Genomic DNA, 25,965 nt, shown 5'->3' on the forward strand with positions numbered 1-25,965 from the left:
CGGCTTGCATCGCCGCTTTGGCGCGGCTATCGCTGCCCGCGCATTCATCCGCCCGCAGACCCGCTCGACAAGAGAACCCGCGACATGACCAGCTACAAGCTTCTCCTTCTCCCCGGTGACGGCATCGGCACGGAAATCATGGCCGAAGTGAAGACGGTCATCGACTGGTTCACGAAGCGCGGCACCGCCGCCTTCGAATACGAGCAGGATCTCGCCGGCGGCGCCGCCTATGACGCGCACGGCAAGGCGATCTCGGAAGCGACGATGAAGCTGGCGCAGGAATCCGACGCCGTGATCTTCGGCGCCGTCGGCGGCCCGAAGTGGGACAGCGTTCCCTATGACGTCCGTCCGGAAGCGGCGCTGCTGCGCCTGCGCAAGGATCTGGAGCTCTTCGCCAATCTGCGTCCGGCGATCTGCTACCCGGCGCTGGCCGATGCCTCGTCGCTGAAGCGCGAGCTGGTCGAGGGCCTCGACATCCTGATCGTGCGCGAGCTGACCGGCGGCGTCTATTTCGGCTCGCCGAAGGAAATCGTCACGCTCGAGAGCGGCGAGAAGCGCGCCGTCGACACCCAGCTCTACACCACCTCCGAGATCGAGCGCATCGCCCGCGTCGCCTTCGACCTCGCCAAGACCCGTTCGAGCCGCGTCGCCTCGGCCGAGAAGCGCAACGTCATGAAGTCGGGCGTGCTCTGGAACCAGGTCGTCACCAAGGTCGGCAAGGAAGAATATCCGGACGTCGCGCTCGAGCATGTGCTCGCCGACAATTGCGCCATGCAGCTCGTCCGCCGGCCGAAGCAGTATGACGTCATCGTCTGCGACAACCTGTTCGGCGACATCCTGTCCGACGTCGCGGCGATGCTGACCGGCTCGCTCGGCATGCTGCCGTCGGCAGCCCTCGGCGCGCCCGACGCTTCGACCGGCCGCCGCAAGTCGATGTACGAGCCCGTGCACGGCTCGGCCCCGGACATCGCCGGCAAGGGCATCTCCAACCCGATCGCCATGATCGCGTCCTTCGCAATGGCGCTGCGCTACTCCTTCGGCCTCACCCAGGAAGCCGACCTGCTCGACCGCGCCATCTCCGGCGTGCTCAGCAAGGGCCTGCGCACCGGCGACATCTATACCGAGGGCACGAAGAAGGTCGGCACGAAGGAAATGGGCGCCGCGATCGTCGCGGAACTCGACCTGCTGTCGGCCTGAGACGACCCGCAAATCGCCCGAGCCTTTCCTCGTTTCGACGAAAGGCTCGGGCCGAAACGCGGCTGAATCTTTTTGCCGGGCTCTGACTGGTCAAGCCCCGGTGATCTCTGTATAAGGCCGCATTCAGATTGGATTGCTATGCCCGGCCGGGCGGCACGCCGCCGGTTCGACGGCATATGACGAAGGAAGAGTACAATGGCAGTTCCGAAGCGAAAGACGTCGCCGTCGAAGCGTAACATGCGCCGTTCGCACGACGCCCTGACGCAGCCGGCTTACACCGAGGACAAGAACTCGGGCGAGCTCCGCCGTCCGCACCACATCGACCTCAAGACCGGCATGTATCGCGGCCGTCAGATCCTGACGCCGAAGAGCGAAGGTTAATCCTGACAGGCGTTCGCGCCTGGCGGGCTGGCTAGCCAGCGATGGAAGTTCAAGGGTCGGCCCAGCGCCGGCCCTTTTCTTTTGCGCGCGCCTTCTGACCGCTCGGGATAAGCCGAAAGATGGGTCCGGCCCCCCATGGCGTTCGCGCAAACGTTTCACTAGGCTTGCCGAAATCGCCGTCTGGCAGCAGCGGCCTGCGCAAAGGACATGCCCATCGTGGAGACTGTGGTGAACGGCTCCGATCAGACCGAACGCCCGGACGGCACCGCCGCCATTCTCTCCACCATCGGCGAGGTCGCCTATCGCTGGACGCGGGAAGGCGACCGGCTCGAATGGGGCGGCGACGCGCTCGCCCTGTTCGGCATCGCCTCGGCCGAGGCGATCGCCACCGGCCATGCCTTCGACACGCTGCTCGACGATGCCAGCCCGCTCGCCCGCCACGACAGCCTGCTGATCGGCGCCGACCATGGCGGCGGCGTTCCCTACCAGATCGAATATGCCCTGCGCCCGTCCGGGCCGCGCGGCCCCGTGCTCTGGATCGAGGATACCGGACGCTGGTACGCCGATGGCGGCGAGACCGCGCGGCGGGCCGAAGGGGTGATGCGCGTCATCAACGAGCGGCATGCGCGCGAGCAGCGCCTCGCCTTCCTGTCCGGCTATGACGACGTCACCGGCCTCTACAACCGCTCCGCCCTGCTCGACATTCTCGACCAGACCATCTGCGACGCGAAGGAGCGCGACGTCAACGCCGCCTTCCTGCTCGTCGCCATCGACGATTTCCGCCTGATCAACGACGCCTATGGCTATCGCGCCGGCGACCGCGTGCTCGCCGCCGTGGCGCGGCGGATCCGCGGGCGGCTGCGCGACGGCGACATCATGGGCCGCTTCTCCGGCCACAAGCTCGGCCTGGTCCTGATGGGCTGCGACGAGAACGAGATGGCCTTCGCCGCCGAGCGGTTCCTGGCCGCCGTTCGCGACGACGTGGTAGCGACCGCCGACGGCACGGTGTCGATCACCATCTCGGTCGGCGGCGTCGCGGTGCCGCACGACGCCGGCAACCGCGAGGAGGCGATGGAGCGGGTGCAGGAGAGCCTCGGCGTCGCGCGCGATTCCGGCCGCGGCCGTTTCGTCGGCTACAGCCCCTCGCCCGAGCGCGACGCCCAGCGCCAGACCAACATCACCCTGTCGCAGCAATTGATCGGCGCCCTGTCCGAGCAGCGGCTGCGGCTGGCGTTCCAGCCCGTCGTCGACATCCACAGCCGCGAGACGGTGTTCCACGAATCGCTGCTGCGGCTGGCGCAGCCCGACGGCAGCATCGCCTCGGCCGGGCAGATCGTGCCGCTCGCCGAACGCCTCGGCCTGTCGCGCCTGTTCGACCTCGCCGTGCTCGACCGCGTGCTGGAGACGCTGGCCCGCCATCCCGACGCCCGCCTGTCGCTCAACGTCGCGCCGGAAACGGCGGCCGGGGCGGACTGGCTGGCCAAATTCGCCAAGACCGTCAGCCAGCGCCCGGACATCGGCAGCCGGCTGATCGTCGAGATCACCGAGACCAGCGCCATCCGCAATCTCGACGAGACGGCCTATTTCGTCTCCACCGTGCACGACCTCGGCGCCCGCCTCGCCATCGACGATTTCGGCGCCGGCTTCACCTCGTTCCGCAATCTCCGGGCGCTCCGGATCGACATGGTCAAGATCGACGGCAGCTTCATCGCGACGCTGCCGACCAGCCCGGACGACCAGATCTTCGTGCGCCGGCTGGTCGAGCTCGCCCAGGATCTCGGCATCGAGACAGTCGCCGAATGGGTGCAGGACGAGGAAACGGTCGCGCTGCTGTCATCCTGGGGCGTCAACCGCATCCAGGGCCACCTCAGCGGCGCCGCGACCCTGTCGCCGCCCTGGAAGTAGGGTCCGCTCCGGCGTCTCGGCTCTCCCAGCGGTGATCTTCGAACCAAGCAGGCTGCTCGGTGTGAGGTGGTCGATCGATCGACCGAGCCGCTCCTTCCGAACGGCAGCCCCCAACCTCGACCATCATCCTGAGGTGCCCGGCAAAGCCGGGCCTCGAAGGAGGGTCCAGGGAACGCCCTGATTTGGAACGCTGGGTGGGCTACTTCGTCTGCAAGCCGGGGTGCCCCGCTGGATCCTCCTTCGAGGCTTCGCTGCGCGAAGCACCTCAGGATGATGATGGAGCCGGTTGATCGGTCTGGATGGCCATCGACCTCTCCCCGAGGAAGAGGTGAAGAACGGCCGCCCGCCCCTACCCTGCGAAACGGTCCATCGCCTCCGCCAGCGCGATGTCGCGCTCGGTCAGGCCGTCGACGTCGTGCGTCGCCAGCGTCACGGTGACGGTCCGGTAGATGTTAGCCCATTCCGGGTGGTGGTTCATCCGCTCGGCGAGCAGCGCCACCCGCGTCATGAAGGCAAAGGCCTCCTGGAAATCGCCGAAGACGAATGTCTTGGTGATGGCGTCGCGGCCCTCGACCAGGGTCCAGCCCTCGAGGCCGGCCAGCGCCGTCGTCCGTTCCGTTTCTCCCAGCCGTGCGATCATCCCCTTGCCTCCGAATATTCGGCCAGCGGATAGGCCTGTTCGACGATATAGGGCCCGCCGCCCGTCGACGCCTTGGACGAGAACAGCACGAAGCGGCCGACATGGAACGGCGAGGCGACGAGCCCGCCCCGGAGCGTCAGATAATCGGCGACGTCGCGATGCGGCGTGTTGCGCAGGCGCGCCAGCGTTACATGCGGCGTGTATTTGCGCCCCTCGGGCGGCAGGCCGATGCGCTGGATGATCCGCTCCTGCTCGGCCTGCAGCTCGGTGAGCGCCCGCGACGGCGCGATCCGCGCGACGATCGAATGCGGCTTGGCGGTGCCGAACGAATCGAGCCCGGCCAACTGCAGGTCGAACTCGCGCCGGCGGACGCGGGCCATCGCATCGGCGATCTCGTCCGCGGTGCGATCGTCGATGTCGCCGATGAAGCGCAGGGTGACGTGGTAGTTCTCCGCGTCGATCCATCGCGCGCCGGCGAGGCCGCCGCGCAGGAGCGAGAGCCGTTGGGCGAGGTCCGCCGGGATCTCGAGACCGGTGAACAGGCGCGGCATGGTCGCCCTCCTTTTTCGGGTGGCGGGAGCCTCAAGGGTCGCGGTTTGCCGGCCGGCTGTAAAGCCCTTTCCGGTCGCCTCAGGGGCAGGGGTTGCCGCGCCACTGGTGAACCGCGTCGATCTTCGCCTCCAGCTCCGGCGTGATCACCACGTCCGCAGCCGCGATATCGACCTTGAGCTGCTCCAGCGTCGTGGCGCCGATGATGTTCGAAGTGATGAAGCAGCGGCTCGTGGCGAAGGCAATGGCGAGCGCCGCCGGATCGATGTTGGCCTCGCGGGCAATCGCCAGATAGGCGTCGATCGCCTCATGCGCGCCGGGCGTCTCGTAGCGGTCGCCGCGCTTGAACAGCGTCGTGCGCGCGCCTTCCGGCCGGGCGCCGTTCTGGTACTTGCCGGTCAGATAGCCCTGCGCGAGCGGCGAATAGACCAGCAGGCCGACCTGCTCGCGCATCGTCACCTCGGCGAGGTTCACCTCATAGGTGCGGTTCAAAAGATTGTAGGCGTTCTGGATCGAGACGACGCGCGGCCCCTTGCCGGCCTCGGCGGCGGAAAGGAAGCGCATCGTGCCCCAGGCGGTCTCGTTCGAAAGGCCGACATGCCGGACCTTGCCTTCCTTCACCAGCTCGTCGAGGGCGGCGAGCGTCTCCTCGATCGGCACCTCGTCCGCCGCCGGCTCGGGATGGCGATAGACGGTCGGGTTGGAGCCCCATTGCGGCACGTGGCGATCGGGCGAATGCAGCTGGTAGAGGTCGAGATAGTCCGTCTGCAGCCGCTTCAGGCTCTTTTCGATCGCGTCGCGGATATGGGCGCGCGACAGCGTCGGCGTGACGCCGTCGCGGAACCAGGTGAAGCCGTTGCGGCCGACCACCTTCGAGGCGAGGATGACCTTGTCGCGATTTCCGCGCGCCTTCATCCAGTTGCCGATGATCCGCTCGGTCGAGCCCTGGGTCTCCGGCTTCGGCGGGATCGAATAGAGCTCGGCCGTGTCGAGGAAATTGACGCCGTTTTCGAAGGCGTAGTCCATCTGGGCGTGGCCCTCGGCCTCGGTGTTCTGCTGGCCCCAAGTCATGGTGCCCAGGCAGATGGCGGACACGCGGAGGTCGGTCCGACCGAGCGAACGATATTCCATGGCGAAGAGCTCCGGGGAGTGGGCGCGGCGATAGGCCGGAAACAGCGGGCTGACGATGCGGACGACCGGTCAGCGCTTGGCCTGCGCCACCAGTTCCTCCACGGCGGGAAGGATCTTCTCGACGATCACCGCGACGCCGGCCGCGTTGGGATGCATCCCGTCGGCCAGCAGCAGTTCCTGGTCGGCGACGACGCCGTCGAGGAAGAAGGGATATAGCATCGCGCCGTGGCTCGCGGCCAGATCCGGATAGAGGGCGTCGAAGCGTTTTGCGTAGTCCGGCCCGAGATTGGGCGCGGCGCGCATGCCGGCAAGGAGCACCGGCAGCTTGCGCTCGCCGAGCCGGGTCAGGATGGCGTCGAGCGCCTGGCGCGGCTGGTCGGGATCGAAACCGCGCAGCATGTCGTTGGCGCCGAGCTCGACGATCACCGCCTGCGCATCCGGGCCGACGGACCAGTCGAGCCGGGCGAGGCCCGCGGCGGCGGTGTCGCCGGAGACGCCGGCATTGACGACCGCGACATCATGCCCCTTCGCCACCAGCGCCTTCTGCAGCTGGTCGGTGAACCCTTCGCCGGGACCGAGGTTGTAACCGGCCGAAAGGCTGTCGCCGAGCACGACCAGGCGGAGCGGCGCGGCCGCTGCCGACGCTCCCTCGGCCAGCGCCGCCGAGCCGAACAGGGCCAGGCACAGCGAGATTGCGAGCGTCAGGGTCTTTATCATGGGTCGTTTGCCACCATATTGAGCCGAACGCGCCGCGATCGGCAGGACGCCGGCGTTCGACGGCTTCCTCCGATCGACGAGCCTGCCCGTCGCACGATATAGGGTTCGCGCGTGGCTGATACACTCCCGAATGGTTCCGATGCCGTCATTCAGCTTTCTTCAGTCGAACTGGCGCTCGGATCGGGGGCTGCGCGGGTCCAGATCCTGAAAAAGGTCTCGCTCGCCGTCGACGGCGGCGAGAGCGTCGCGCTGGTCGGGCCGTCCGGCTCCGGCAAGTCGACGCTCCTGATGACGATGGCCGGGCTCGAACGGGTCGACAAGGGCCGCGTAGAGGTCGCCGGCACCAATCTCGCCGCCCTCGACGAGGACGGCCTCGCCCGCTTCCGCGGCCTGAATGTCGGCATCATCTTCCAGTCGTTCCACCTGATCCCCAACATGACGGCGCTCGAGAACGTCGCCGTTCCGCTCGAGCTCGCCGGCCGGCGCGACGCGTTTGAACGGGCGGCGGAAGAGCTTGCCCTGGTCGGGCTCGGCCACCGGATGGAGCACTATCCCTCCGCCCTCTCCGGCGGCGAGCAGCAGCGCGTCGCCATCGCCCGCGCCCTCGTCGCCCGCCCCGCCATCCTGTTCGCCGACGAGCCGACCGGCAATCTCGACGAGGCGACCGGCCACGAGATCGCCGATCTGCTTTTCGCCACCTGCGCCGAACGCGGCACCACGCTGGTGCTCGTCACCCACGACAACGGGCTTGCCGGCCGCTGCGACCGGCGGATCCGCATCCATTCCGGCGTCATCGACGCCGGCGATGCGACGGCCGCCGTCGCCCGGAGCGTGGCGGTATGACGAGCCAGGCCAGCCTCACCGCGGCGGCGCCGCTGCTTCGCCCGTCCCTCGCCCTGCCGCTGCCGCTTCGTTTCGCGCTGCGCGAGCTGCGCGGGGGCCTGCGCGGCTTCGTCGTCTTCCTCGCCTGCATCGCGCTCGGCGTCGCGGCGATCGCCGCCGTCGGCTCGGTATCGCGCGCCATGACGGACGGCCTCGCCCGCCAGGGCCAGTCGATCCTCGGCGGCGACATCGCCTTCACGCTGGTGCAGCGCCAGGCCGCGCACGATGAACTCCGTTTCCTCGAGCACCATGGCGCGGTTTCCGAGATCGCCTCGCTGCGCGGCATGGCGAGGCTTCCCGACGGCTCCGACCAGGCGCTGGTCGAGATCAAGGCGGTCGATGCCGCCTATCCGCTCTACGGCACGCTCAAGGCGGCCGAGGACGTCGACGCCACCGCCGCGCTCAATGCCGGCCGCGCCCTCGCCGATCCCGAGCTCTTCACCCGCCTCGGCCTCAAGCCCGGCGACGAGATCTCGATCGGCGCGACGCGCCTGACGCTTGCCGGCGCGATCGCCGACGAGCCCGACAAGCTCGCGACCGGGCTCGGCTTCGGGCCGCGCCTTCTGATGTCGAAGACGGCGCTGGAAGCGACCGGCCTCGTCCAGCCCGGCAGCCTCGTGCAGTGGAGCTATCGGCTGCGCCTGCCGCACGGCGCGCCGGACAGCGCCGTCACCAGCCTGACCGATACGGCCAACGAGGACTTCCCCAAGGCCGGCTGGCAGATCCGCAGCCGCGACGACGCCTCGCCGGGCCTCAAGCGCAACATCGGCCAGTTCGCGCAATATCTGACGCTGGTCGGCCTCGCCGCGCTGATCGTCGGCGGCGTCGGCGTCGCCAACGCGGTCGGCGCCTTCATGGAGGTGAAGCGGCCGGTCATCGCGACGCTGCGCTCACTCGGCGCACCGGGCCGGCTGATCACCCAGATCTACCTGATCCAGATCCTGTTGATCGCCTTGATCGGCGTCGCCATCGGCCTCGCCATCGGCGCCATGGTGCCGGTGATCGCGCTCCGCTTCCTGGCCGACGTCCTGCCCGTCGGCGCGCAGACCGGCTTTTATCCCGGCGCGCTTGCCTATGCCGCCCTCTACGGGCTGATGACGGCGCTGACCTTCGCGCTCGTGCCGCTCGGCCGCGCTGGCGACATCGCGCCGACGGCGCTGTTCCGCGACGGCGCCGCCTACGGCAAGTCGCGCCCGCGCCTCGCCTTCCTGGGGCTCGCGATCCTCTCGGCGGCCGTGCTCGCCGGCCTCGCCGTCCTGCTCGCCTATGACCGCCGCATCGCGATCTATTTCGTCGTCGCCGTCGCCGGCGCCTTCCTGCTGCTTCGGATCGTCGCCCTCGTCGTCACCGCGCTCGCCCGCCGCGCGCCCCGCGCCCGCTCGGCCGAATGGCGGCTCGCCATCGGCAACATCCACCGCCCCGGCGCGCTGACCGGATCGGTCGTGCTGTCGCTCGGCCTCGGCCTCACCGTGCTGGTGACAATTGCGCTGATCGACGGCAATTTGCATCGCCAGCTGACCCAGTCGCTGCCCGACCGGGCGCCGAGCTTCTTCTTCCTCGACGTGCAGAATTCCGAGGCGCCGGCCTTCATCGACTTCCTCAAGAAGGAAGTCCCGACCGGCACCGTCGAGAGTGTGCCGATGCTGCGCGGCCGCATCATCGCGCTGAACCAGACGCCGGCCGATCAGGTGACGCCGGCGCCTGACGTCGCCTGGGCGCTGAAGGGCGATCGCGGCGTCACCTTCTCGGCCGAGCCGCCGAAGAACTCGCGCCTCGTCGAGGGCGAATGGTGGCCGGCCGACTATGCCGGTCCGCCGCTCGTCTCGATGGAGGCGGGCGTCGCCCGCGGCCTCGGCGTCAAGCCCGGCGACACCGTCACCGTCAACGTGCTCGGCCGCGAGATCACCGCGACGATCGCCAATCTGCGCGAGGTCGCCTGGGAAAGCCTCGCCATCAACTTCGTCATGGTGTTCTCGCCGTCGACCTTCGCCGGCGCGCCCTATTCGGTGCTGGCGACGCTGTCCTATCCGGGCGGCGCGGAGCCCGCGCGCGAGGCGGCGCTGATGCGCGACACCGGCAAGGAGTTCCCGGCCGTCACCGCGATCCGCGTCCGCGAGGCGCTCGACCGCATCTCGTCGATCCTCGACCAGCTGATGCTGGCGATCCGCGTGGCCTCGTCGATCGCGCTCGCGGCCTCGGTGCTGGTGCTGGCCGGCGCGCTCGCCGCCGGCCACCGGCAGCGCCTCTATGACGCGGTGATCCTGAAGACGCTGGGGGCGACGCGCCGCCAGCTGCTCTACGCCTTCGGGCTCGAATACGGGCTGCTCGGCCTCGCGACGGCGATCTTCGCCGTGCTCGCCGGCTCGCTCGCCGCCTGGGGCGTCGTCGCCGGCGTGATGAAGCAGCCCTTCGCGGTCTTCCCGGTCACCGCCATCGCGGCGGCGCTGATCGCGGTCGCGCTGACGATCGGCCTCGGCCTCGCCGGAACCTGGCGGCTGCTCGGCCAAAAGGCCGCCCCGGTACTCAGAAACCTGTAGGCGCAGCCAGCATCATCGATTACCATTGCGACAGTTGAGCCACGCTGACTTTCCGAATTGAATGGGAGGGTCTCTTGCGGGGTAAGATCGGGATGCCCATATCGCATGAGCACCCGAGGGCTTGTCGACCGGCGGAGCCGAAGCGGTTCTGACGCCGGACGACGGAAACGGGGGTTTCGCGGCACAGAGTCCGCGGATTTATTGGTTCGGAGAGGGAGTTCGATGGCAGATTTCGACAATCGCGTCTCACCGTTTGGCGCAGCGCGTGCCGAAACCGGTGTTGTCGACCAGGGCCTGCGCAGCCACATGCTGCAGGTTTACAACTACATGGCCATCGGCCTGATGATCACCGGCGCCGCGGCGCTGGGGATGTTCAAGCTGGCCGTCACGAGTGATCCGTCGCAGGCCGTGGGCCAGATGGCGAACGGCCTGATGCTCACCAGCATCGGCGCCGCCATCTATTCCGGCCCGCTGATGTGGATCCTCGTCTTCGCGCCCGTCGCGCTCGTGTTCTTCCTGTCGTTCAGCATCCAACGGATGCAGACCTCGACGGCACAGCTCGTGTTCTGGGGCTATGCGGCGCTGATGGGCGTCTCGCTGTCCTCGATCTTCGCCGTCTACACGGCGCAGTCGATCACGCAGGTGTTCTTCATCACCGCCGCCACCTTCGGCGCGATGAGCCTCTACGGCTACACGACGAAGCGCGACCTGACCGGCATGGGCTCGTTCCTGTTCATGGGCCTGATCGGCATCATCATCGCTTCGATCGTCAACATCTTCGTTGGCTCGTCGGCGATGGGCTTCGCGATCTCGGTCCTCGGCGTGCTGATCTTCACGGGCCTCACCGCCTATGACACGCAGAAGATCAAGGAAATGTACTATGTCGGCGATGACGGTACCGTCGCCGGCCGGAAGGCGATCATGGGCGCGCTGACGCTCTACCTCGACTTCATCAACCTGTTCCTGATGCTGCTGCGCCTGTTCGGCGACCGTCGCTAAGACGGGCATCCACACGGAAACGAAGGGCGCGGCCGAGGCCGCGCCCTTTTTTTGTCGCCCACCCTTTTGTCGACTGGTCCCGACGAGACTGCCGATGCCCCCTGCCGCCGACGACCTCCGGATCCGCCCCGTCGCTGCCGACGATCTCGCCGCCATCACGGCGATCTATCGCCACGCGGTCCTCCACGGCACCGCCAGCTTCGAGATCGAGCCGCCGTCGGAAGCGGAAATGCGCCGCCGGTACGATGCGCTGCTTCAGGGCGGCCATCCCTACCTGGTCGCGACAACAGGCGACGAACTGCTCGGCTATGCCTATGCCGGCCCCTATCGCCCCCGCGCCGCCTACCGCTCGACCGTCGAGGATTCGATCTATCTAGCCCCCGGCGCGCAGGGACGCGGCCTCGGCCGCCGCCTGCTGCAGGCGCTGATCGAGGCGGCGACGGAGGCCGGCTTTCGCCAGATGATCGGCGTCATCGGCGATTCCCAGCATCAGGCATCGATCCGGCTGCACGCCTCGCTCGGCTTCCGCCCGGTCGGCATTTTCGAGAAGGTCGGCTGGAAGCACGGTCGCTGGATCGACAGCGTGCTGATGCAGCGCCCGCTCGGCGACGGCATGAGCACGCCGCCCAGCCTCTAATGGACACCTGCCACGTGTTGGTGCTTGGCGAGGTATCGCGCATTAGGCGCCAAGCATCCCCTTCTAGTGACTCCAACCTTCAGATATAGCGAAAGCACTGTCAGGTTGAGAGGGAAGGTACCGTGAAGCGGCTAGCCACTGCGCTGGGGATTCTATTGGCGGCAGCCAGCAACGCCCAAGCATTCTGCTCCGAGCCATACGGTCGTTTTTCCGCTCCGAATGCACCAGGCAGCTTCGACCGTCCCGATGTGCCGTACTGTCTCTCCAGCTATAAGTGGTCGGGGAAGCATGAGTGCGATAGCTGGGAAATCGACAGCTACAAGCGCGAGGTCGAGGAATACATCGAAAAGCTAAACTCGTTTGTCAACGAGGCCAATGAGCTATCGCAGCAGGCCAGCCGGTTCGCGCGAGAGGCATACGACTATGCGAGATGCGAAGCCGACGAGACCTCTAGCCAGCACCAATAGGCTCGCTAGGTGCCTCAGCCGTGCACGAGCTTCAGCTTGCCGTCGAGCACCGCCATCACCTGGCGCAGGTCGTGGCCGCGCTTCATCACATAGCCGCCCGCCGCCACCACCGAATAGGCGCCCTGGCGGTTGCGCAGCTCCGGATCCTTGACGACGCGGAAGAGCGGAATCTCGGAGGAGCGGCGGAAGATGGAAAACACCGCCTTGTCGCGCAGATGGTCGATCGCATAGTCGCGCCACTCGCCGGCGGCCACCATGCGCCCGTACACGCGGAGGATTTCGTTCAGTTCCAGTCGGTTGAAGGCTACGAGGGAGACGGGCTTGGCCGTTTCCGGTGGGGTAAGCGCCAGAAGCGTGGCGCCGCCACCGGACGCCGCCTTGTCTTCGCCATCGCTCACGGGCGCCTCCCGTTGCCAGTTGCACCGTCGTCGAAACGTCATGATCGCTCCGTTCCCTTGCTGTGGCAAGCGCACATCAGGGAGGCGATCCCTAGGTTTCGCGCGGTATAATTGCGTGCCGTTCCGGCACCTCACGAATCCGTGAAGTACCTTTCGAAAAATTCACTATTCCGCCCTTTTTCGGCCCGCCACCGGCCGCAAAGGACTGGCAAAAACTTACCATTGCTTCGAACGGTCCGGCTTGGCCCAGACTTCGGAATTTCTCAGCCCCCCAGCCCCCCGGGGTTCTTGGTTGAGCCGGACCACCTTCGACAGCGTGATTTGCATTCCCCTCCCAAAAAGCCCCTGAGGCCGGCATCCCTGCCCGGCCTTTTTCTTTGTCCGCATTTCTTGGCCCGCCGCTCAGCCGAGGGCGATGACTCGCGTCTGCCTTGAATCTCGGGCGCCAACCGGCGATATCACCCCCGCCCCAATGTCCGGGGTTGCCAATCACCCTCCCCGGCCCCGCCGGCCGGGACGATACGTTGCCGGAGTGAAAAGCGTGTCCGAACAGAAGCCCGCCGCCGAGACCCGCTCGTTCGAAGCGGAAGTCTCGCGCCTGCTGCACATGATGGTGCATTCCGTCTATTCCAACCGCGACGTCTTCCTTCGCGAACTCGTCTCCAACGCCGCCGACGCCTGCGAGAAGCTGCGCACGCTGGCGCTGGCCGAGCCGGCGCTGATCGAGGGCGGCGACGCGTTCCAGATCGTCATCGAGGCCGACAAGGACGCGCCGAGCCTCGCCATCGCCGACAACGGCGTCGGCATGGACCGGCAGGAGCTGATCGACAATCTCGGCACCATCGCCCAGTCGGGCACCCGCGCCTTCCTGGAGCAGGCCGGCGACGGCGCCAAGGGCTCGGCGCTGATCGGCCAATTCGGCGTCGGTTTCTATTCCGCCTTCATGGTCGCCGACAGCGTCACCGTGACGTCGCGCAAGGCGGGCACGGACGAAGCCTGGCGCTGGCACTCCGACGGCAAGGGCGCCTACGAGATCGAGCCGGTCGACTTGGCCGAGGCGCCGGCGCGCGGCACCCGCATCGTGCTGCATTTGAACCCCGACAATGCGAGCTATGCCGAGACGGAGACGATCGAGCGCATCGTCACCGCCTACTCCGCCCATGTCCCCGTTCCGATCGTCCTGAAACTCGCCGACGGCACCGAGGAGCAGCTCGCCGACGGCAGCGCGCTCTGGCGGAAGTCGAAATCCGCGGTGACCGAGGAAGAGTACAAGGAGTTCTACGGCCATGTCGGCGGCCGCTTCGACGAGCCCGCCGTGACGATCCACTACCGCGCCGAGGGGCGGACCGAATATTCGGTGCTGCTGTTCGTGCCGTCGTCGCGGCCGTTCGACCTGTTCGAGCCGGACCGGCGCGGCAAGGTGAAGCTCTATGTCCGCCGCGTCTTCATCACCGACGAGGCCGAGATCCTGCCGCCCTGGCTGCGCTTCGTGCGCGGCGTCATCGATTCCGAGGACCTGCCGCTCAACCTCTCGCGCGAGATGCTGCAGAAGAACCCGGTGATCGAGGCGATCGGGAAGGGCGTCACCAACCGCGTCCTCACCGATCTCGACAAGCTCGCCAACGACGACCCGGCCGCCTTCGCAAAAGTCTGGGAGGCGTTCGGCGCGGTGCTCAAGGAGGGCCTCTACGAGGCGCCCGACCGGCGCGACGCGCTGTTCAAGCTCGCCCGCTTCAAGACGACGACGGGCGGCGACAGCTGGCGCAGCCTCGCCGACATCGTCGCCGGCTTCCGCCCGAACCAGACGTCGATCTACTACGCGCTCGGCGACGACGCGGCGACGATCGCCGCCAGCCCGCATCTCGAAGGCTATGCCAAGCGCGGCATCGAGGTGCTGGTTCTCGCCGATGCGGTCGACGCCTTCTGGGTGCGCACGGCGCTCGGCTTCGACGGCAAGCCGTTCCAGTCGGTGACGCAGGGCACCTCCAGCCTCGACCTGATCCCGGTGCTGGAAGCCGAGGCGGCAAAGGACGCCGCCAGCGGCGAAAAGCCGGCCTCGGAAGCAGCCCTCGCCGCGCTGACGCAGCGGCTGAAGCAGGCGCTTGGCGACAAGGTCGTCGAGGTACGCGGATCGAACCGGCTGGCGACGAGCCCCGCCTGCCTGGTGTCGCCGGAGTTCGGTCCCGACCGCCAGCTCGAGAAGATCCTGGCGAGCCGCGACGGCGCCGGTGGACGCTCCGCCTCCATCCTGGAGCTCAACCCCTCGCATCCGCTGATCGCCGGCCTCGCGGCCCAGGCGGCCGCCGGAGGGGCCGCGGAGAAGAAGGTCGACGAGGCGGCGGCGCTGATCTACGGCCTCGCCCGCATCCTCGACGGCGAGGCGCCGGACGAGCCGGCCGCCTTCGCCAAGGCCCTGGCGGGCCTCATGGAGAAGAATCTGGGCTGAATGCCTGGCCCATAGCGGCCGGCTCAGACAAACCCCTCACCCGACCCTCTCCCGCCCGCGGGAGAGGGCTTTTGGCCGGCGCCCTGCATCGATCTCGAAGCCGGGACGGCAAGCGCAGGCGATCCCCCTCGCCCGCTCGCGGGAGAGGGTTGGGGTGAGGGTCGTTTTGGGGTCTGGCCCGTAGTTCAACGCAAGCCGCGTTGTGCCCGAACCTCTCCCTCAGGAGACCTTCGCGCAACACCATTTTCATCGCGCTGATCGGATCTTGCCACCCTCCGCCGTCATCCCGGCGTAGGCCGGGATCCAGACACTCCGGCCTGTGGCCGATAGGCTGATCCAAGCTTTCCTGGCCAGTGTTCATGGGCCCCGGCCTCCGCCGGGGCGACGGTGCCCTGCCCATCGGCCGTGGGTTGCACGGCGACCATTTGGTGCTGTGCAAAGGTCTCCTCAGGGAGAGGTAAGGGGGCAACGCGGCTCGAGCGAGGAAATCGGACTCGCGTGTTGAATTGCGGGCCAGACACCTAGGATCAGACGCTGAGGACGCTCCGAAGCAGCGCACTCACCATTCCGCGCCCTTTTCGATGAAGGCGGCGCCGAGCATCTCGCCCGGCTCGCCATCCACGGTCTCCGCCTGCAGCAGGATGGCGCAGCCGTCGGCCTCGGCCTGATTGTATTCGCTCATCGGCAGGTCGACCTTGGTCGGATCGCCGCGCCACATGGCGATCGGCCGGAGCTTGGTGACGACGTTGTAGTAGCTGAGCGTGCGGTCCTGGTTCTCGCCCTTGCGGATCGGCACGTCGACATGGCGCTTGTAGAGCGCCAGCCAGATCGTCCCCTTGCGCGATTTCGGCGCCGTCGGGTCGCCATTGCTGCCGATGGAAACCTGGAAGGAGTCGCCGGTGGTGCTGATCCCGATCGGCACGCTGAGCGGCTGCTCGGCCTTGAGCGCGGCCTCGATCGCCGTGCGATCGCTGCCGACGACATGGGTGCGGCCGTTGACGATCAGCTGCGGCGTATAGATCTGCCGGTCGCCGCGCGCATTGGCATAGGCCTTCTGCCGCTGCGTGAATTCCTTGCGCGCCAGCGTGTCCTTCCAGCCGAGATAGTCCCAGTAGTCGACCGGCAGCGACAGCGCCACGATGTCCGGACGCTTGGCAAAGTCCTCCAATACCTCATCGGCCGGCGGACAGGATGCACATCCCTGGCTGGTGAAGAGTTCGAGGACAGCTGTCACCGGATGCGTCGGAACCGGGACTGAGTCGGCCGAGGCCGAAAGGGCTGTCAGGATGCACACGCCGATCGCCAGGGCGACCCAGCCGGATTTTCGAACAAACATGCCTTGCAACTTGTCCTGATCATCGCAGCGCCCGCCACTCGCGGCGCGTGTCGACGCAAACCTTAAATCCCAACCCCGTCCCAAGCCATTCAAATCGGGGTGACCTTCCGTGAGAACGGTGCCGTTCCCGCCCGGTGCACACAACAAAAAGCCGCGCCGCTGCTTCGATAAGCAGCGGCGCGGCCGATCACGAAAAAACGATCCAGGGGTGCCTGAAATCGCTTAGGCGACGAGGTTCCGGAGCACGTATTGCAGGATGCCGCCGTTCTTGAAGTAGTCGAGCTCGTCGAGCGTATCGATTCGGCAGAGCAGCGGCACAACCTTCTTCGAGCCGTCGGCGAAGGTGATTTCCGCATCCAGCATCTGGCGCGGCTTCAGATCGCCGGCGATGCCCTTGATCGTCACCGTCTCGTCGCCCTTGAGGCCGAGCGTCTGCCAGGAGGTGCCCTCCTCGAAGACCAGCGGCACGACGCCCATGCCGACCAGGTTCGAGCGGTGGATGCGCTCGAAAGACTGGGCGACGACGGCGCGGACGCCGAGCAGGTTGGTGCCCTTGGCGGCCCAGTCGCGCGACGATCCGGTGCCGTATTCCTTGCCGGCGAAGACGATCAGCGGCGTGCCCTCGGCCTTGTACTTCATGGCCGCGTCGTAGATCGGCATCTCGACGCCGTCCGGCTCGTGCAGCGTGAAGCCGCCTTCCTTGCCGCCCAGCATCTGGTTCTTGATGCGGATGTTGGCGAAGGTGCCGCGCATCATGACTTCATGATTGCCGCGACGCGTGCCGTACTGGTTGAAGTCGACGACGGCGACGCCGTTGTCGGAGAGGTACTTGCCCGCCGGCGAGGCCGGCTTGATCGAACCGGCCGGAGAGATGTGGTCGGTCGTGATCGAATCGAGGAACAGGCCGAGCACGCGGGCGTTCTCGATGTCGGTGATGGCGCGCGGCTTCTGCTGCATGCCGACGAAATAGGGCGGGTTCTGCACGTAGGTGGACTTGTTGTCCCAGGCGTAGGTCTCGCCCTGCGGAACGGCGATCTTCTGCCAGTTGTCGTCGCCCTTGAACACGTCGGCGTACTTCGTCTCGAACATCTTCTTGGTGACGTTCTCGCGGATGAAGGTCGCGATTTCCTGGTTCGAGGGCCAGATGTCCTTCAGGTAGACCGGCTGGCCGTCGGAACCGGTGCCGAGCGGCTCGGTCGCGAGATCGATCTGCAGCGAGCCGGCGAGCGCATAGGCGACGACCAGCGGCGGCGAGGCGAGGTAGTTCGCCTTGACGTCCGGATTGACGCGGCCTTCGAAGTTGCGGTTGCCCGACAGCACGGCGGCGGCGACCAGGTCGCCCTGGTTGATCGCGGCGGAGATGTTCTCCGGCAGCGGACCGGAATTGCCGATGCAGGTGGTGCAGCCGAAGCCGACCAGGTTGAAGCCGAGCGCGTCGAGGTCCTTCTGCAGGTTGGCGGAGGCGAGATACTCCTCGACCACCTGCGATCCCGGCGCCAGCGACGTCTTCACCCACGGCTTCGACTTCAGGCCCTTGGCGACCGCGTTGCGGGCGAGGAGGCCCGCGGCGATCAGCACGCTCGGGTTCGAGGTGTTGGTGCAGGAGGTGATGGCGGCGATCGTCACGTCGCCATGGCCGACGGTGAAGTCAGAATCGGCGACGGCGACGCGCTTGTCGGCTTCGCCGGGCTTCTTGAACTCGCCCTCGAGCGAGGCGAGGAAACCGGCCTTGGCGTCGGAGAGCAGAACGCGGTCCTGCGGGCGCTTCGGACCGGCGAGCGACGGGAGCACCGAGGAGATGTCGAGCTCGAGCACGTCGGTGAAGACCGGATCGGCGAGGCCGGGCTCGCGCCACATGCCCTGCGCCTTCGAATAGGCCTCGACCAGCGCGATGCGCTCGGCCTTGCGGCCGGTCTCGTCGAGATAGGCGATCGTCTCATCGTCGACCGGGAAGAAGCCGCAGGTCGCGCCATATTCCGGCGCCATGTTGCCGATGGTGGCGCGGTCGGCGAGCGACAGGTGCTCGAGGCCGGGGCCGAAGAACTCGACGAACTTGCCGACGACGCCCTTCTTGCGCAGCATCTGCGTGACGGTCAGCACGAGATCGGTGGCGGTGATGCCCTCGTTCAGCTTGCCGGTGAGCTTGAAGCCGATGACTTCCGGGATCAGCATCGAAACGGGCTGGCCGAGCATCGCGGCCTCGGCCTCGATGCCGCCGACGCCCCAGCCGAGCACGCCGAGGCCGTTCACCATGGTGGTGTGGCTGTCGGTGCCGACGCAGGTGTCGGGATAGGCGACGGTCTCGCCGTTCTCGGTCTTGGTCCAGACGGTCTGGGCCAGATATTCGAGGTTGACCTGGTGGCAGATGCCGGTGCCGGGCGGCACGACGCGGAAATTGTCGAAGGCCGACTGGCCCCACTTCAGGAAGCGGTAGCGCTCCTGATTCTGCTTGTATTCTTCCTCGACGTTCTTGCCGAAGGCCTGCGCGTTGCCGAAGAAGTTGACGATGACGGAATGGTCGATGACGAGGTCGACCGGGACCAGCGGGTTGATGCGCTTCGGGTCGCCGCCGAGATTGACCATCGCGTCGCGCATGGCGGCGAGATCGACCACGGCCGGAACGCCGGTGAAGTCCTGCATCAGAACGCGGGCCGGGCGATAGGCGATTTCACGCTCGTCCTTGCCGCGCGAGACCAGCCAGTCCTTGATCGCGATGATGTCGTTCTTGGTGACGGTGCGGCCGTCTTCGTTGCGGAGCAGGTTCTCGAGCAGAACCTTCAACGAGAAAGGCAGGCTGGAGATGCCGGGAAGCCCGTTCTGCTCGGCGTCCTTCAAGCTGAAATAGACATAGCTTTCCGCGCCAACCGTCAGGATCTTGCGGGATTTGAAGCTATCGGGATGCTCGTTGCTCACGGTACGGTTCGTCCTCGTTTCAGTCGCGGAAACGCATGGCCGAAGTCGATGCACGAAGCGTGCCCGACGCGGTCAGGCGCACCCAAGGTGGCGGCGGAGTTTGGCTCGGCACGCGGTCCATCCCTGGGGTGGTGACGCAGGTCTTGGCCGCGGCGCGTCCGGCGCGCCGGGTTGCAGGCCTTATAATGAATTTCGTAAGGAGAAGCCAGATCAACGAAAGTCGCCGCGCTTGGAATCTTTCAAAGCTGCTCAACTGCAACCAAACCCGACGTCACCTCCGGGCCGGGGCCGCGCATGAATCCTGCGTCGCGCCAGCTGTCGGCGACCGAAATTGCCGTAAGTCGCGGTGGCCGCAGCATTTTCGCAAATTTGTCCTTCGCCGTGGGACAGAGCGAGCTGCTGGCGGTGACCGGCGCCAACGGGGCGGGCAAATCGACGCTGCTGCGCACCATCGCCGGCCTCCTGCCGCTCGAGGCCGGATCGCTGCGCTTCGATGACGGTTCGGAAGGCGACCTTCCGCTGCAGGAGAGCGTGCATTATTTCGGCCATCTCGACGGCCTGAAGCCGTCGCTCTCGGTGCGCGACAACCTGGCGCTGTGGACCCGAATCGCCGGCCGGCCCGGGCTGCCGCTGATCGAGGCGCTGGAAGAGGTCGAGCTCGACCATCTCGACGACCTGCCGGCCGGCTATCTCTCCGCCGGCCAGCGCCGGCGCGCCAGCCTGGCGCGGCTCCTCGTCGTCGAGCGGCCGATCTGGCTGCTGGACGAGCCGACCTCGGCGCTCGACGCCCGCTCGGAGGAGACGTTTGGCGCGCTGCTCGCCGCGCATCTCGGCGCGGGTGGCCTGGCGATCGCCGCGACGCACCGCCCCCTCCCCGTCGCCGCCACGGCGACGCTCAGGCTCGGTGCGGCATGACGAACTTCTTCCTCGCGCTGATCGGACGGACGGTGCGGCTGTCGCTCGGCGCCGGCGGCGGCGCCTTCGTCGGGCTGATCTTCTTCCTGTCGGTCGTGGCGGTCGTGCCGTTCGGCGTCGGCCCGGACATGAAGCTGCTCGCCCGCATCGGCCCGGCCATGCTCTGGATCGCGGCGCTGCTCGCCACCCTGCTCGGCCTCGACCGCCTGTTCCAGGACGACCGCGACGACGGCAGCCTCGACCAGCTCGTTCTCTCCGGCCTGCCGCTGGAGCTCGTGGTGCTGGCGAAATCGATCGGCCACTGGCTGGCGACAGGCCTGCCGCTGGTGCTCGGCGCGCCGGTGTTCGGGCTGATCCTCGGCCTCGACGCCACCGCGATCGGCCTCGTCACGCTGACGCTGCTGATCGGCACGCCGGCGCTGATCTTCATCGGCGCGATCGGCGCGGCGCTGATCACCGCGCTCCGCCGCGGCGGCCTTCTGGTCGCGATCCTGGTGCTGCCGTTCACCATTCCCGTGCTGATCTTCGGCGTCAGCACGATCTCGGCGGTGACGACGACGGGCCTGCCCGTGCTGCCGCCAATGTTGATTCTCACGGCACTGACGCTGGCCAGCGCCGTGATCGGCCCCGTCGCCGGCGCCGCGGCCCTGCGTGCGGGGATGGAGTAAGGGACTTTCGGGCCCGGTTTTCAGATTCTCCGCCATCATCCTGAGGTGCTTCGCGTGAGCGAAGCCTCGAAGGAGGGTCCAGCGGAACACCCGATCCTGCGGCCGACGATCCCATCAAGGGCATTCCCTGGCCCCTCCTTCGAGGCCCGGCTTTGCCGGGCACCTCAGGATGATGGTCGAGTTTGAGAAATGCCATCTGGCAACCGGACACGATCACCGATCGAAAAACAAAAAACGCGGCCCGGAGGCCGCGTTTTCATTCGGCGAATTGTCGAACCGCTCAGTGGCGGAAGTGGCGCATGCCGGTGAAGACCATGGCGAGGCCGGCTTCGTCTGCGGCGGCGATCACCTCGTCGTCGCGCATCGAGCCGCCCGGCTGGATGATCGCCGTGGCGCCCGCCTCGGCCGCGGCCAGAAGGCCGTCGGCGAAGGGGAAGAACGCGTCGGAGGCGACGACCGAACCCTTGGCGAGCGTCTCCGGCAGGCCGGCGGTGCGAGCGGCGTCGGCCGCCTTCTTGGCGGCGATGGTCGATGAATCGACGCGGCTCATCTGGCCGGCGCCGACGCCGACCGTGGCGCCGTCCTTCACATAGACGATGGCGTTCGACTTGACGTGCTTGGCGACGCGGAAGGCGAAGAGGAGATCGTCGAGCTCGGCGTCAGAGGGCGCACGCTTGGTGACGACCTTCAGATCCGACTTCTGGACACGGCCGGCGTCGCGGTCCTGCACCAGCAGGCCGCCCGCCACCGTCTTGACCGTCGTGCCCTTCGCCGCCGGATCCGGCAGGCCACCGGTGACGAGCAGACGCAGGTTCTTCTTGGCGGCGACGATCGCCACCGCCTCGTCGGTCGCGTCCGGGGCGATGATCACCTCGGTGAAGATCTCGACGATCTTCTTCGCGGCTTCCGCATCGAGCGTGCGGTTCAGCGCGACGATGCCGCCGAAGGCCGAGACCGGGTCGCAGCGCAGCGCCTTGTCATAGGCCTCGGCGAGCGTCGCGCCGGTGGCGACGCCGCAGGGATTGGCGTGCTTGATGATGGCGACGGCGGCCGTCTCGGCCGGGTCGAACTCGGCCACCAGCTCGAAGGCGGCGTCGGTGTCGTTGATGTTGTTGTAGGAGAGCTGCTTGCCCTGCAGCTGCTTCGCCGTCGAGACGCCGGGGCGGATTTCGCCGCTGGCGTAGAAGGCCGCCTGCTGATGCGGGTTCTCGCCATAGCGCATGATCTCGCGCAACGAACCACCGAACGAGCGCCAGGCCGGCGCCGGCTCTTCCAGCACGCGGGCGAACCAGCCGGAGACGGCGGCGTCGTAAGCCGCCGTGCGGGCAAAGGCCTTGGCGGCGAGGCGCTTGCGGAAGGCGAGCGGCGTCGCGCCGGCATTGGCGTCGAGCGTCTCCAGCACCGAGGCGTAGTCGGCCGGGTCGACGACGATCGAGACGAAGCCGTGGTTCTTGGCGGCGGCGCGCGTCATGGCCGGGCCGCCGATGTCGATGTTCTCGACGGCGGTGGCGTAGTCCTCGGTCGCGGCGATCGTCTTCTCGAACGGGTAGAGGTTGACGGCGACGAGATCGAAACCCTCGATGCCGTGCTCTTCCATCTCGGCCGCGTGCTGGGGATCGTTGCGGATGCCGAGCAGGCCGCCATGGATCTTCGGATGCAGCGTCTTGACCCGGCCGCCGAGAATTTCCGGGAAACCGATCACGTCGGCGACGTTGGTGGCCGGCAATCCGGCGTCGATAAGCGCCTTGCAGGTCGATCCGGTGGCGACGAGCGCGACGCCGCGCTCATGCAGCGCCCGGGCGAAGTCGATCAGGCCGGTGGAATCGGAGACCGAAAAGAGCGCGCGCTTCATCGGAACGAGTTCGGGAAGGGCGACCTTTGACGGCGGTACGGCCATGGCATCCTCGCGGGGGTTTGTCGATGAGGCCCGCGCGATAGCACGATTTCCCGCGCGATGCAGCCCGCTTCACGCCCCCAGCGGCAGATCGTCTTCCGGCTCGTCGTGATAGCGCGGATGTCCGCCCGGCTCGACGACGCAATGCAGGTACCAGTGCACCTCGGCCTGGTTCAGGGCGCGGCCATAGACGACGATCTGCCCGGTGCGGCGGCTGCCGCGAATGTCGGAGAGGCGAATGCTCTCCTCCCAGACGACCTCCAGCCCCGGCGCGCCGAATTCCCAGGCCGAGCCGTCCGGCAGCCCGAGCAGCACCGCCTCGCCATTGCCGATGCGCTCGGCGCTGATGGCGGGATGCAGGTGGAAGCGGATGGCGAAGGCGTCGCGGCCGCCGCGCGCCACGCTGGTGAACGCATCGACGCCGTCGACGCGATCGCCATAGGGCGACAGCACGATGCGGCGCTGATGGCGGATGCCGAAGCGGGAGACGTAGCCGTCATGGGTGGCGGTCACCGTCGTCTGGCCGCGATCTTCCTCGCGGGCGACGTCGACCCGGCCGGGCCCCCAGACGATCGCCTCGCCCAGCCGGTCGGCCAGGAAGCCGCCGTTCAGGAAGCGGCAGGAGGAGGAATCGTTCAGCGTCACGGTCGAATGCGCCGCCGTGGTGCGCGCCATCCGTCGCAAGGCCGCCGCGCCCGGACCCGGCACGCCGCAATTGACGATCAGCGGCTGGCGGCCGACGCTCATCTCGAAGGAGAGGCAGCCGGCATGCGCGTCGAGCGACAGCGCGGGCGGCGGCGGCGCGCCGGTATCCATCAGGATCACCGTGTCGCCGGCCTCGAGGCGCTGATAGCCGACGAAGGGCGCGTTGCGGCCGGCCGAGCCGCGCGCATCGTCATAGGCGAGCACGGTGGCGAGCAGGCCGAGCTGCGTCTCGCCCATGCCGTTGAAGCGGGCGAAGGAGCCGTCACCGTGCCGGAAGAAGCGCAGCATCGGCATCATCCGGTCGATGGCGCCGAGCAACACGGCGGAAGGCTGCTGGCCGCGCGCGGTATAGGCCTGGCGGAGCGGCAGCAGGTCGACGAGAATTTCCAGCACCGTGCCGGGATTGCGGCCGACATGGCCGCCATCCGGCAGGATCTGCCGCTGCAGCTCCTGATCGAGCCAGCGCGAGACCTGGCGCACCATGCGCGGCTGGTCGGAGAGCGACAGTCCCGCCGCCGCCAGCGCCATCATGACGCGGAGCCGCGGCAGGCCGGGCTGGACGTCGCGGGCGACGCGCCGGAGATGCCGCACCTGCCGGGTCAGCGAGCGCATGAAGCGGCGATAGAAGCCGTGGTCGCAGCCTTCGAGCACCAGCGGCGTCTGCGCCAGCCAGGACAGGATGCGTCGCGCCGTCACGTCCGGATCGCGCGCCGCGCGGTCGTGGTTCTTCTGGAAGCGGATCCATTCGTCGACCAGCGCTCGCGCATTCGAGCGCGACACGGCGAGGTCTGAGGCGCGCAGATGCCGCAGCCAGCCGAAGGAATGCAGCCGCTCGGCCCAGGCGCGCGACGGCGCCTCGATCTCGAACACCGAGAATCCGGCGACGTCGACCACCTCGCCGGCGAAGACGAAGCGGCCGGCATAGATGTCGTTGGCGATGGTGGGATCGGCAGTCCTGAGATCGGTCGGCGCGATCAGCAGCCGCTCCGGCACCTGGCCGTAATATTTCCAGCGGTAGAGCGGGCTCGCATGGAACGCATAGCGCGCGCGTCGCCAGGCCGAGGCGAGTGCGAAGCGGACGAGCCGACCCCGACCGGATCCTGCTCCGAACGCCATACCCTCTCGCTCCTTCATCTGCCGCTGATTGTCTTCTGAGCTGTCGATGCGACGCGGCGAACGAATCAGTCCGCCAGCCTTGCGCCCCATCTAATTGCGCCTTGATTCAAATGGAAACCGTTTCCGGCGGGCTGGACCCCGCTCCATCCCAAGGGAAAAGGGATGGAGCGCTCGGATTTCGCGTGTCGCCACCATGCCGGCCAACGATAGGTTGCTTCGCCGGCCCCGCTTCTAGAACCGCCGGAAGCGCGCGGCGAAGAAGCCGTCGAGGCCGGAGAGGCGCGGCTCCCCGTTCGGCAGGTCGGAGGGCAGCGTCCTCAAGAAGCCCTCGCGGCAGATCGCCTCGAGGCCACCAACCTCTTCCGGCCGGATCGGCTCCAGCGCCAGCGGCAGGCTCGCCAGAGCCAACGCAACCTGGTCCTCGCCCTCGGCCCGCTCCAGCGAGCAGGTGCAGTAAACCAGGATGCCGCCCGAGCGCAGCATCGAGGTTGCCCGCGCCAGCAGCGACATCTGTATATTCGCCAGCGCCTTGATGTCGGAGGGCCGCTTCAGCACGGCGACGTCGGGATGGCGGCGGATCGTGCCGGTCGCCGAACAGGGCGCGTCGAGCAGGACGGCGTCGAAAAGCCGCCCCGGCTGCCAGGTTTCGACATCGGCGGCGATCGTGCCGATCTGCAGCTTCAGCCGCGAGAGATTCTCGCGCACCCGCTGCAGGCGGGGCTCGGAGATGTCGACCGCCATCACCTTGGCGCCGGCAAGCGCCAGCTGCGCCGTCTTGCCGCCGGGCGCGGCGCAGAGATCGGCGACGTCGAGGCCCTCGACATTGCCGAGCAGCTTGGCCGGCAGCGCGGCGGCGGCGTCCTGCACCCACCACTGGCCCTCGGCGAAGCCCGGCAAGGCGTCGATCGGCCCATGCGGGATGAGCCGGACGCTGCCGGTCGGCAGAACGATGCCGCCGAGCTTCTCGGCCCAGCCCTCGGGGTCCGACTTGACGGTCAGGTCGAGCGACGGTTCCAGCAGATGGGCCGCGGCGATCTCCGCTGTGGTGGCGGCGCCATAGTCGGCGACCCAGCGCTCATAGAGCCAGTCCGGCACGTTGAGGCGAACCTCATCCTGCGACGCCAGGATGGCGTCGCGCTGCTCGGTCAGCCGGCGCAATACCGCGTTGACCAGGCCCTTGAAATGGCGGGCGTCGCGATCGGCCTCGGCGGTCTCGACGGCGATCGAGACGGCGGCGTGATCCGGCACGTCCATGAACAGGATCTGCGCGGCGGCGACATGCAGGATGGCGGGCAGCGGGCCCGACTTGCGCGGCAGCGCCTTGTCGAGGAAGCGACCGAGCGCGTCGTCGATCTGGCTGCGACGACGCAGCGCGATGCCGAGAATGGCGCGCGCCAGCCCGCGCTCGCGCGGGTCGAGCGTCTCGAACGGGCCGTCGGTCGCATCGATGGCGCTGTCGAGCGGGCGATGCTCGGCGAGCACCGCCATCAGCGCCGTGGTGGCGGCCATGCGGGCGGCGACGCCGGGTGCAA

At 67.8% G+C, this 25,965-nt stretch carries 21 protein-coding genes; 11 read left to right on the plus strand and 10 right to left on the minus strand.

Features of this window, described 5'->3' with window-relative positions; translation table 11 throughout:
• Window positions 1-84: 84 nt before the first annotated feature.
• The 3 genes from leuB (at window position 85) to K32_RS21235 (ending at window position 3,483) form a co-directional block, all read left to right on the plus strand.
• On the plus strand, window positions 85-1,197 hold the full coding sequence (leuB, locus tag K32_RS21225) for a 3-isopropylmalate dehydrogenase (protein WP_201401418.1): 1,113 nt from the start codon (window positions 85-87) through the stop codon (window positions 1,195-1,197).
• Window positions 1,198-1,392: 195 nt separating this feature from the next.
• Window positions 1,393-1,578, plus strand: coding sequence for a 50S ribosomal protein L32 (gene rpmF, locus K32_RS21230; protein WP_018183050.1), 186 nt, complete (start codon window positions 1,393-1,395; stop codon window positions 1,576-1,578).
• Window positions 1,579-1,806: 228 nt separating this feature from the next.
• Complete coding sequence (locus K32_RS21235; protein ID WP_201401419.1) at window positions 1,807-3,483, plus strand: GGDEF and EAL domain-containing protein; 1,677 nt, start codon at window positions 1,807-1,809, stop codon at window positions 3,481-3,483.
• A 349-nt stretch (window positions 3,484-3,832) separates the two neighbouring features.
• Here K32_RS21235 and K32_RS21240 read toward each other — a convergent pair whose 3' ends face one another.
• From K32_RS21240 to K32_RS21255, 4 genes are all read right to left on the minus strand, one after another.
• A complete protein-coding gene (locus K32_RS21240) occupies window positions 3,833-4,123 on the minus strand; it encodes a 4a-hydroxytetrahydrobiopterin dehydratase (protein WP_201401420.1) in 291 nt (96 codons plus the stop codon).
• On the minus strand, window positions 4,120-4,674 hold the full coding sequence (gene thpR, locus K32_RS21245; protein ID WP_201401421.1) for an RNA 2',3'-cyclic phosphodiesterase: 555 nt from the start codon (window positions 4,672-4,674) through the stop codon (window positions 4,120-4,122). Before thpR ends, K32_RS21240 begins: the two co-directional genes overlap by 4 nt.
• Window positions 4,675-4,753: 79 nt before the next feature.
• Window positions 4,754-5,803 (minus strand): aldo/keto reductase, encoded by a 1,050-nt coding sequence (locus tag K32_RS21250; RefSeq protein ID WP_201401422.1) that lies wholly within the window; start codon window positions 5,801-5,803, stop codon window positions 4,754-4,756.
• 69 nt (window positions 5,804-5,872) lie between these two features.
• Complete coding sequence (locus tag K32_RS21255) at window positions 5,873-6,520, minus strand: arylesterase (RefSeq protein WP_244669672.1); 648 nt, start codon at window positions 6,518-6,520, stop codon at window positions 5,873-5,875.
• 111 nt (window positions 6,521-6,631) lie between these two features.
• On the opposite strand from K32_RS21255, the gene K32_RS21260 reads away from it, so the two are divergent.
• From K32_RS21260 to K32_RS21280, 5 genes are all read left to right on the plus strand, one after another.
• Complete coding sequence (locus K32_RS21260) at window positions 6,632-7,363, plus strand: ABC transporter ATP-binding protein (protein WP_201401423.1); 732 nt, start codon at window positions 6,632-6,634, stop codon at window positions 7,361-7,363.
• A complete protein-coding gene (locus K32_RS21265; RefSeq protein WP_201401424.1) occupies window positions 7,360-9,939 on the plus strand; it encodes an ABC transporter permease in 2,580 nt (859 codons plus the stop codon). The genes K32_RS21260 and K32_RS21265 overlap by 4 nt, the downstream gene beginning before the upstream one ends.
• Before the next feature lie 222 nt (window positions 9,940-10,161).
• Complete coding sequence (locus K32_RS21270) at window positions 10,162-10,938, plus strand: Bax inhibitor-1/YccA family protein (protein ID WP_201401425.1); 777 nt, start codon at window positions 10,162-10,164, stop codon at window positions 10,936-10,938.
• Window positions 10,939-11,032: 94 nt separating this feature from the next.
• Window positions 11,033-11,575: a GNAT family N-acetyltransferase gene (locus K32_RS21275; protein WP_201401426.1), complete on the plus strand. Its 543-nt coding sequence runs from the start codon at window positions 11,033-11,035 to the stop codon at window positions 11,573-11,575.
• 122 nt (window positions 11,576-11,697) lie between these two features.
• The gene (locus K32_RS21280; RefSeq protein ID WP_201401427.1) at window positions 11,698-12,042 is read left to right on the plus strand and encodes a hypothetical protein; all 345 of its coding nucleotides are present in this window, start codon (window positions 11,698-11,700) and stop codon (window positions 12,040-12,042) included.
• Window positions 12,043-12,056: 14 nt separating this feature from the next.
• On the opposite strand, the gene K32_RS21285 is transcribed toward K32_RS21280, so the two are convergent.
• The gene (locus tag K32_RS21285; protein ID WP_371812748.1) at window positions 12,057-12,440 is read right to left on the minus strand and encodes a DUF2794 domain-containing protein; all 384 of its coding nucleotides are present in this window, start codon (window positions 12,438-12,440) and stop codon (window positions 12,057-12,059) included.
• Window positions 12,441-12,981: 541 nt separating this feature from the next.
• Between K32_RS21285 and htpG the strand changes: the two genes are divergently transcribed.
• Complete coding sequence (htpG, locus tag K32_RS21290) at window positions 12,982-14,886, plus strand: molecular chaperone HtpG (protein WP_201401429.1); 1,905 nt, start codon at window positions 12,982-12,984, stop codon at window positions 14,884-14,886.
• A 559-nt stretch (window positions 14,887-15,445) separates the two neighbouring features.
• Here the strand turns inward: htpG and K32_RS21295 are convergent.
• Window positions 15,446-16,222: a thioredoxin family protein gene (locus K32_RS21295; protein ID WP_201401430.1), complete on the minus strand. Its 777-nt coding sequence runs from the start codon at window positions 16,220-16,222 to the stop codon at window positions 15,446-15,448.
• Window positions 16,223-16,444: 222 nt separating this feature from the next.
• Window positions 16,445-19,135 (minus strand): aconitate hydratase AcnA, encoded by a 2,691-nt coding sequence (acnA, locus tag K32_RS21300; RefSeq protein WP_201401431.1) that lies wholly within the window; start codon window positions 19,133-19,135, stop codon window positions 16,445-16,447.
• Between the two features lie 294 nt (window positions 19,136-19,429).
• Here acnA and ccmA point away from each other — a divergent pair, with 294 nt between their 5' ends.
• Window positions 19,430-20,050, plus strand: coding sequence for a heme ABC exporter ATP-binding protein CcmA (ccmA, locus tag K32_RS21305; RefSeq protein WP_201401432.1), 621 nt, complete (start codon window positions 19,430-19,432; stop codon window positions 20,048-20,050).
• A complete protein-coding gene (ccmB, locus tag K32_RS21310) occupies window positions 20,047-20,718 on the plus strand; it encodes a heme exporter protein CcmB (protein WP_201401433.1) in 672 nt (223 codons plus the stop codon). The genes ccmA and ccmB overlap by 4 nt, the downstream gene beginning before the upstream one ends.
• A 280-nt stretch (window positions 20,719-20,998) precedes the next feature.
• On the opposite strand, the gene purH is transcribed toward ccmB, so the two are convergent.
• The 3 genes from purH to K32_RS21325 form a co-directional block, all read right to left on the minus strand.
• Window positions 20,999-22,615 (minus strand): bifunctional phosphoribosylaminoimidazolecarboxamide formyltransferase/IMP cyclohydrolase, encoded by a 1,617-nt coding sequence (purH, locus tag K32_RS21315; protein WP_201401434.1) that lies wholly within the window; start codon window positions 22,613-22,615, stop codon window positions 20,999-21,001.
• Between the two features lie 69 nt (window positions 22,616-22,684).
• The gene (locus tag K32_RS21320) at window positions 22,685-24,433 is read right to left on the minus strand and encodes a heparinase II/III family protein (RefSeq protein WP_201401435.1); all 1,749 of its coding nucleotides are present in this window, start codon (window positions 24,431-24,433) and stop codon (window positions 22,685-22,687) included.
• 231 nt (window positions 24,434-24,664) lie between these two features.
• Window positions 24,665-25,921: an RsmB/NOP family class I SAM-dependent RNA methyltransferase gene (locus K32_RS21325; RefSeq protein WP_371813051.1), complete on the minus strand. Its 1,257-nt coding sequence runs from the start codon at window positions 25,919-25,921 to the stop codon at window positions 24,665-24,667.
• Window positions 25,922-25,965 lie beyond the last annotated feature (44 nt).

It is taken from the genome of Kaistia sp. 32K, from assembly GCF_016629525.1.
GTDB lineage: Bacteria > Pseudomonadota > Alphaproteobacteria > Rhizobiales > Kaistiaceae > Kaistia.

What these genes read in the sequence shown, in the direction of transcription:
- K32_RS21320 (WP_201401435.1), bottom strand. Translation starts at nt 24,433, where the DNA reads ATGGCGTTCGGAGCAGGATCCGGTCGGGGTCGGCTCGTCCGCTTCGCA.
- rpmF (WP_018183050.1), top strand. Translation starts at nt 1,393, where the DNA reads ATGGCAGTTCCGAAGCGAAAGACGTCGCCGTCGAAGCGTAACATGCGC.
- K32_RS21240 (WP_201401420.1), bottom strand. Translation starts at nt 4,123, where the DNA reads ATGATCGCACGGCTGGGAGAAACGGAACGGACGACGGCGCTGGCCGGC.
- K32_RS21325 (WP_371813051.1), bottom strand. Translation starts at nt 25,921, where the DNA reads ATGGCGGTGCTCGCCGAGCATCGCCCGCTCGACAGCGCCATCGATGCG.
- K32_RS21270 (WP_201401425.1), top strand. Translation starts at nt 10,162, where the DNA reads ATGGCAGATTTCGACAATCGCGTCTCACCGTTTGGCGCAGCGCGTGCC.
- ccmA (WP_201401432.1), top strand. Translation starts at nt 19,430, where the DNA reads ATGAATCCTGCGTCGCGCCAGCTGTCGGCGACCGAAATTGCCGTAAGT.
- leuB (WP_201401418.1), top strand. Translation starts at nt 85, where the DNA reads ATGACCAGCTACAAGCTTCTCCTTCTCCCCGGTGACGGCATCGGCACG.
- ccmB (WP_201401433.1), top strand. Translation starts at nt 20,047, where the DNA reads ATGACGAACTTCTTCCTCGCGCTGATCGGACGGACGGTGCGGCTGTCG.
- K32_RS21295 (WP_201401430.1), bottom strand. Translation starts at nt 16,222, where the DNA reads ATGTTTGTTCGAAAATCCGGCTGGGTCGCCCTGGCGATCGGCGTGTGC.
- purH (WP_201401434.1), bottom strand. Translation starts at nt 22,615, where the DNA reads ATGGCCGTACCGCCGTCAAAGGTCGCCCTTCCCGAACTCGTTCCGATG.
- K32_RS21265 (WP_201401424.1), top strand. Translation starts at nt 7,360, where the DNA reads ATGACGAGCCAGGCCAGCCTCACCGCGGCGGCGCCGCTGCTTCGCCCG.
- K32_RS21255 (WP_244669672.1), bottom strand. Translation starts at nt 6,520, where the DNA reads ATGATAAAGACCCTGACGCTCGCAATCTCGCTGTGCCTGGCCCTGTTC.
- thpR (WP_201401421.1), bottom strand. Translation starts at nt 4,674, where the DNA reads ATGCCGCGCCTGTTCACCGGTCTCGAGATCCCGGCGGACCTCGCCCAA.
- K32_RS21275 (WP_201401426.1), top strand. Translation starts at nt 11,033, where the DNA reads ATGCCCCCTGCCGCCGACGACCTCCGGATCCGCCCCGTCGCTGCCGAC.
- K32_RS21250 (WP_201401422.1), bottom strand. Translation starts at nt 5,803, where the DNA reads ATGGAATATCGTTCGCTCGGTCGGACCGACCTCCGCGTGTCCGCCATC.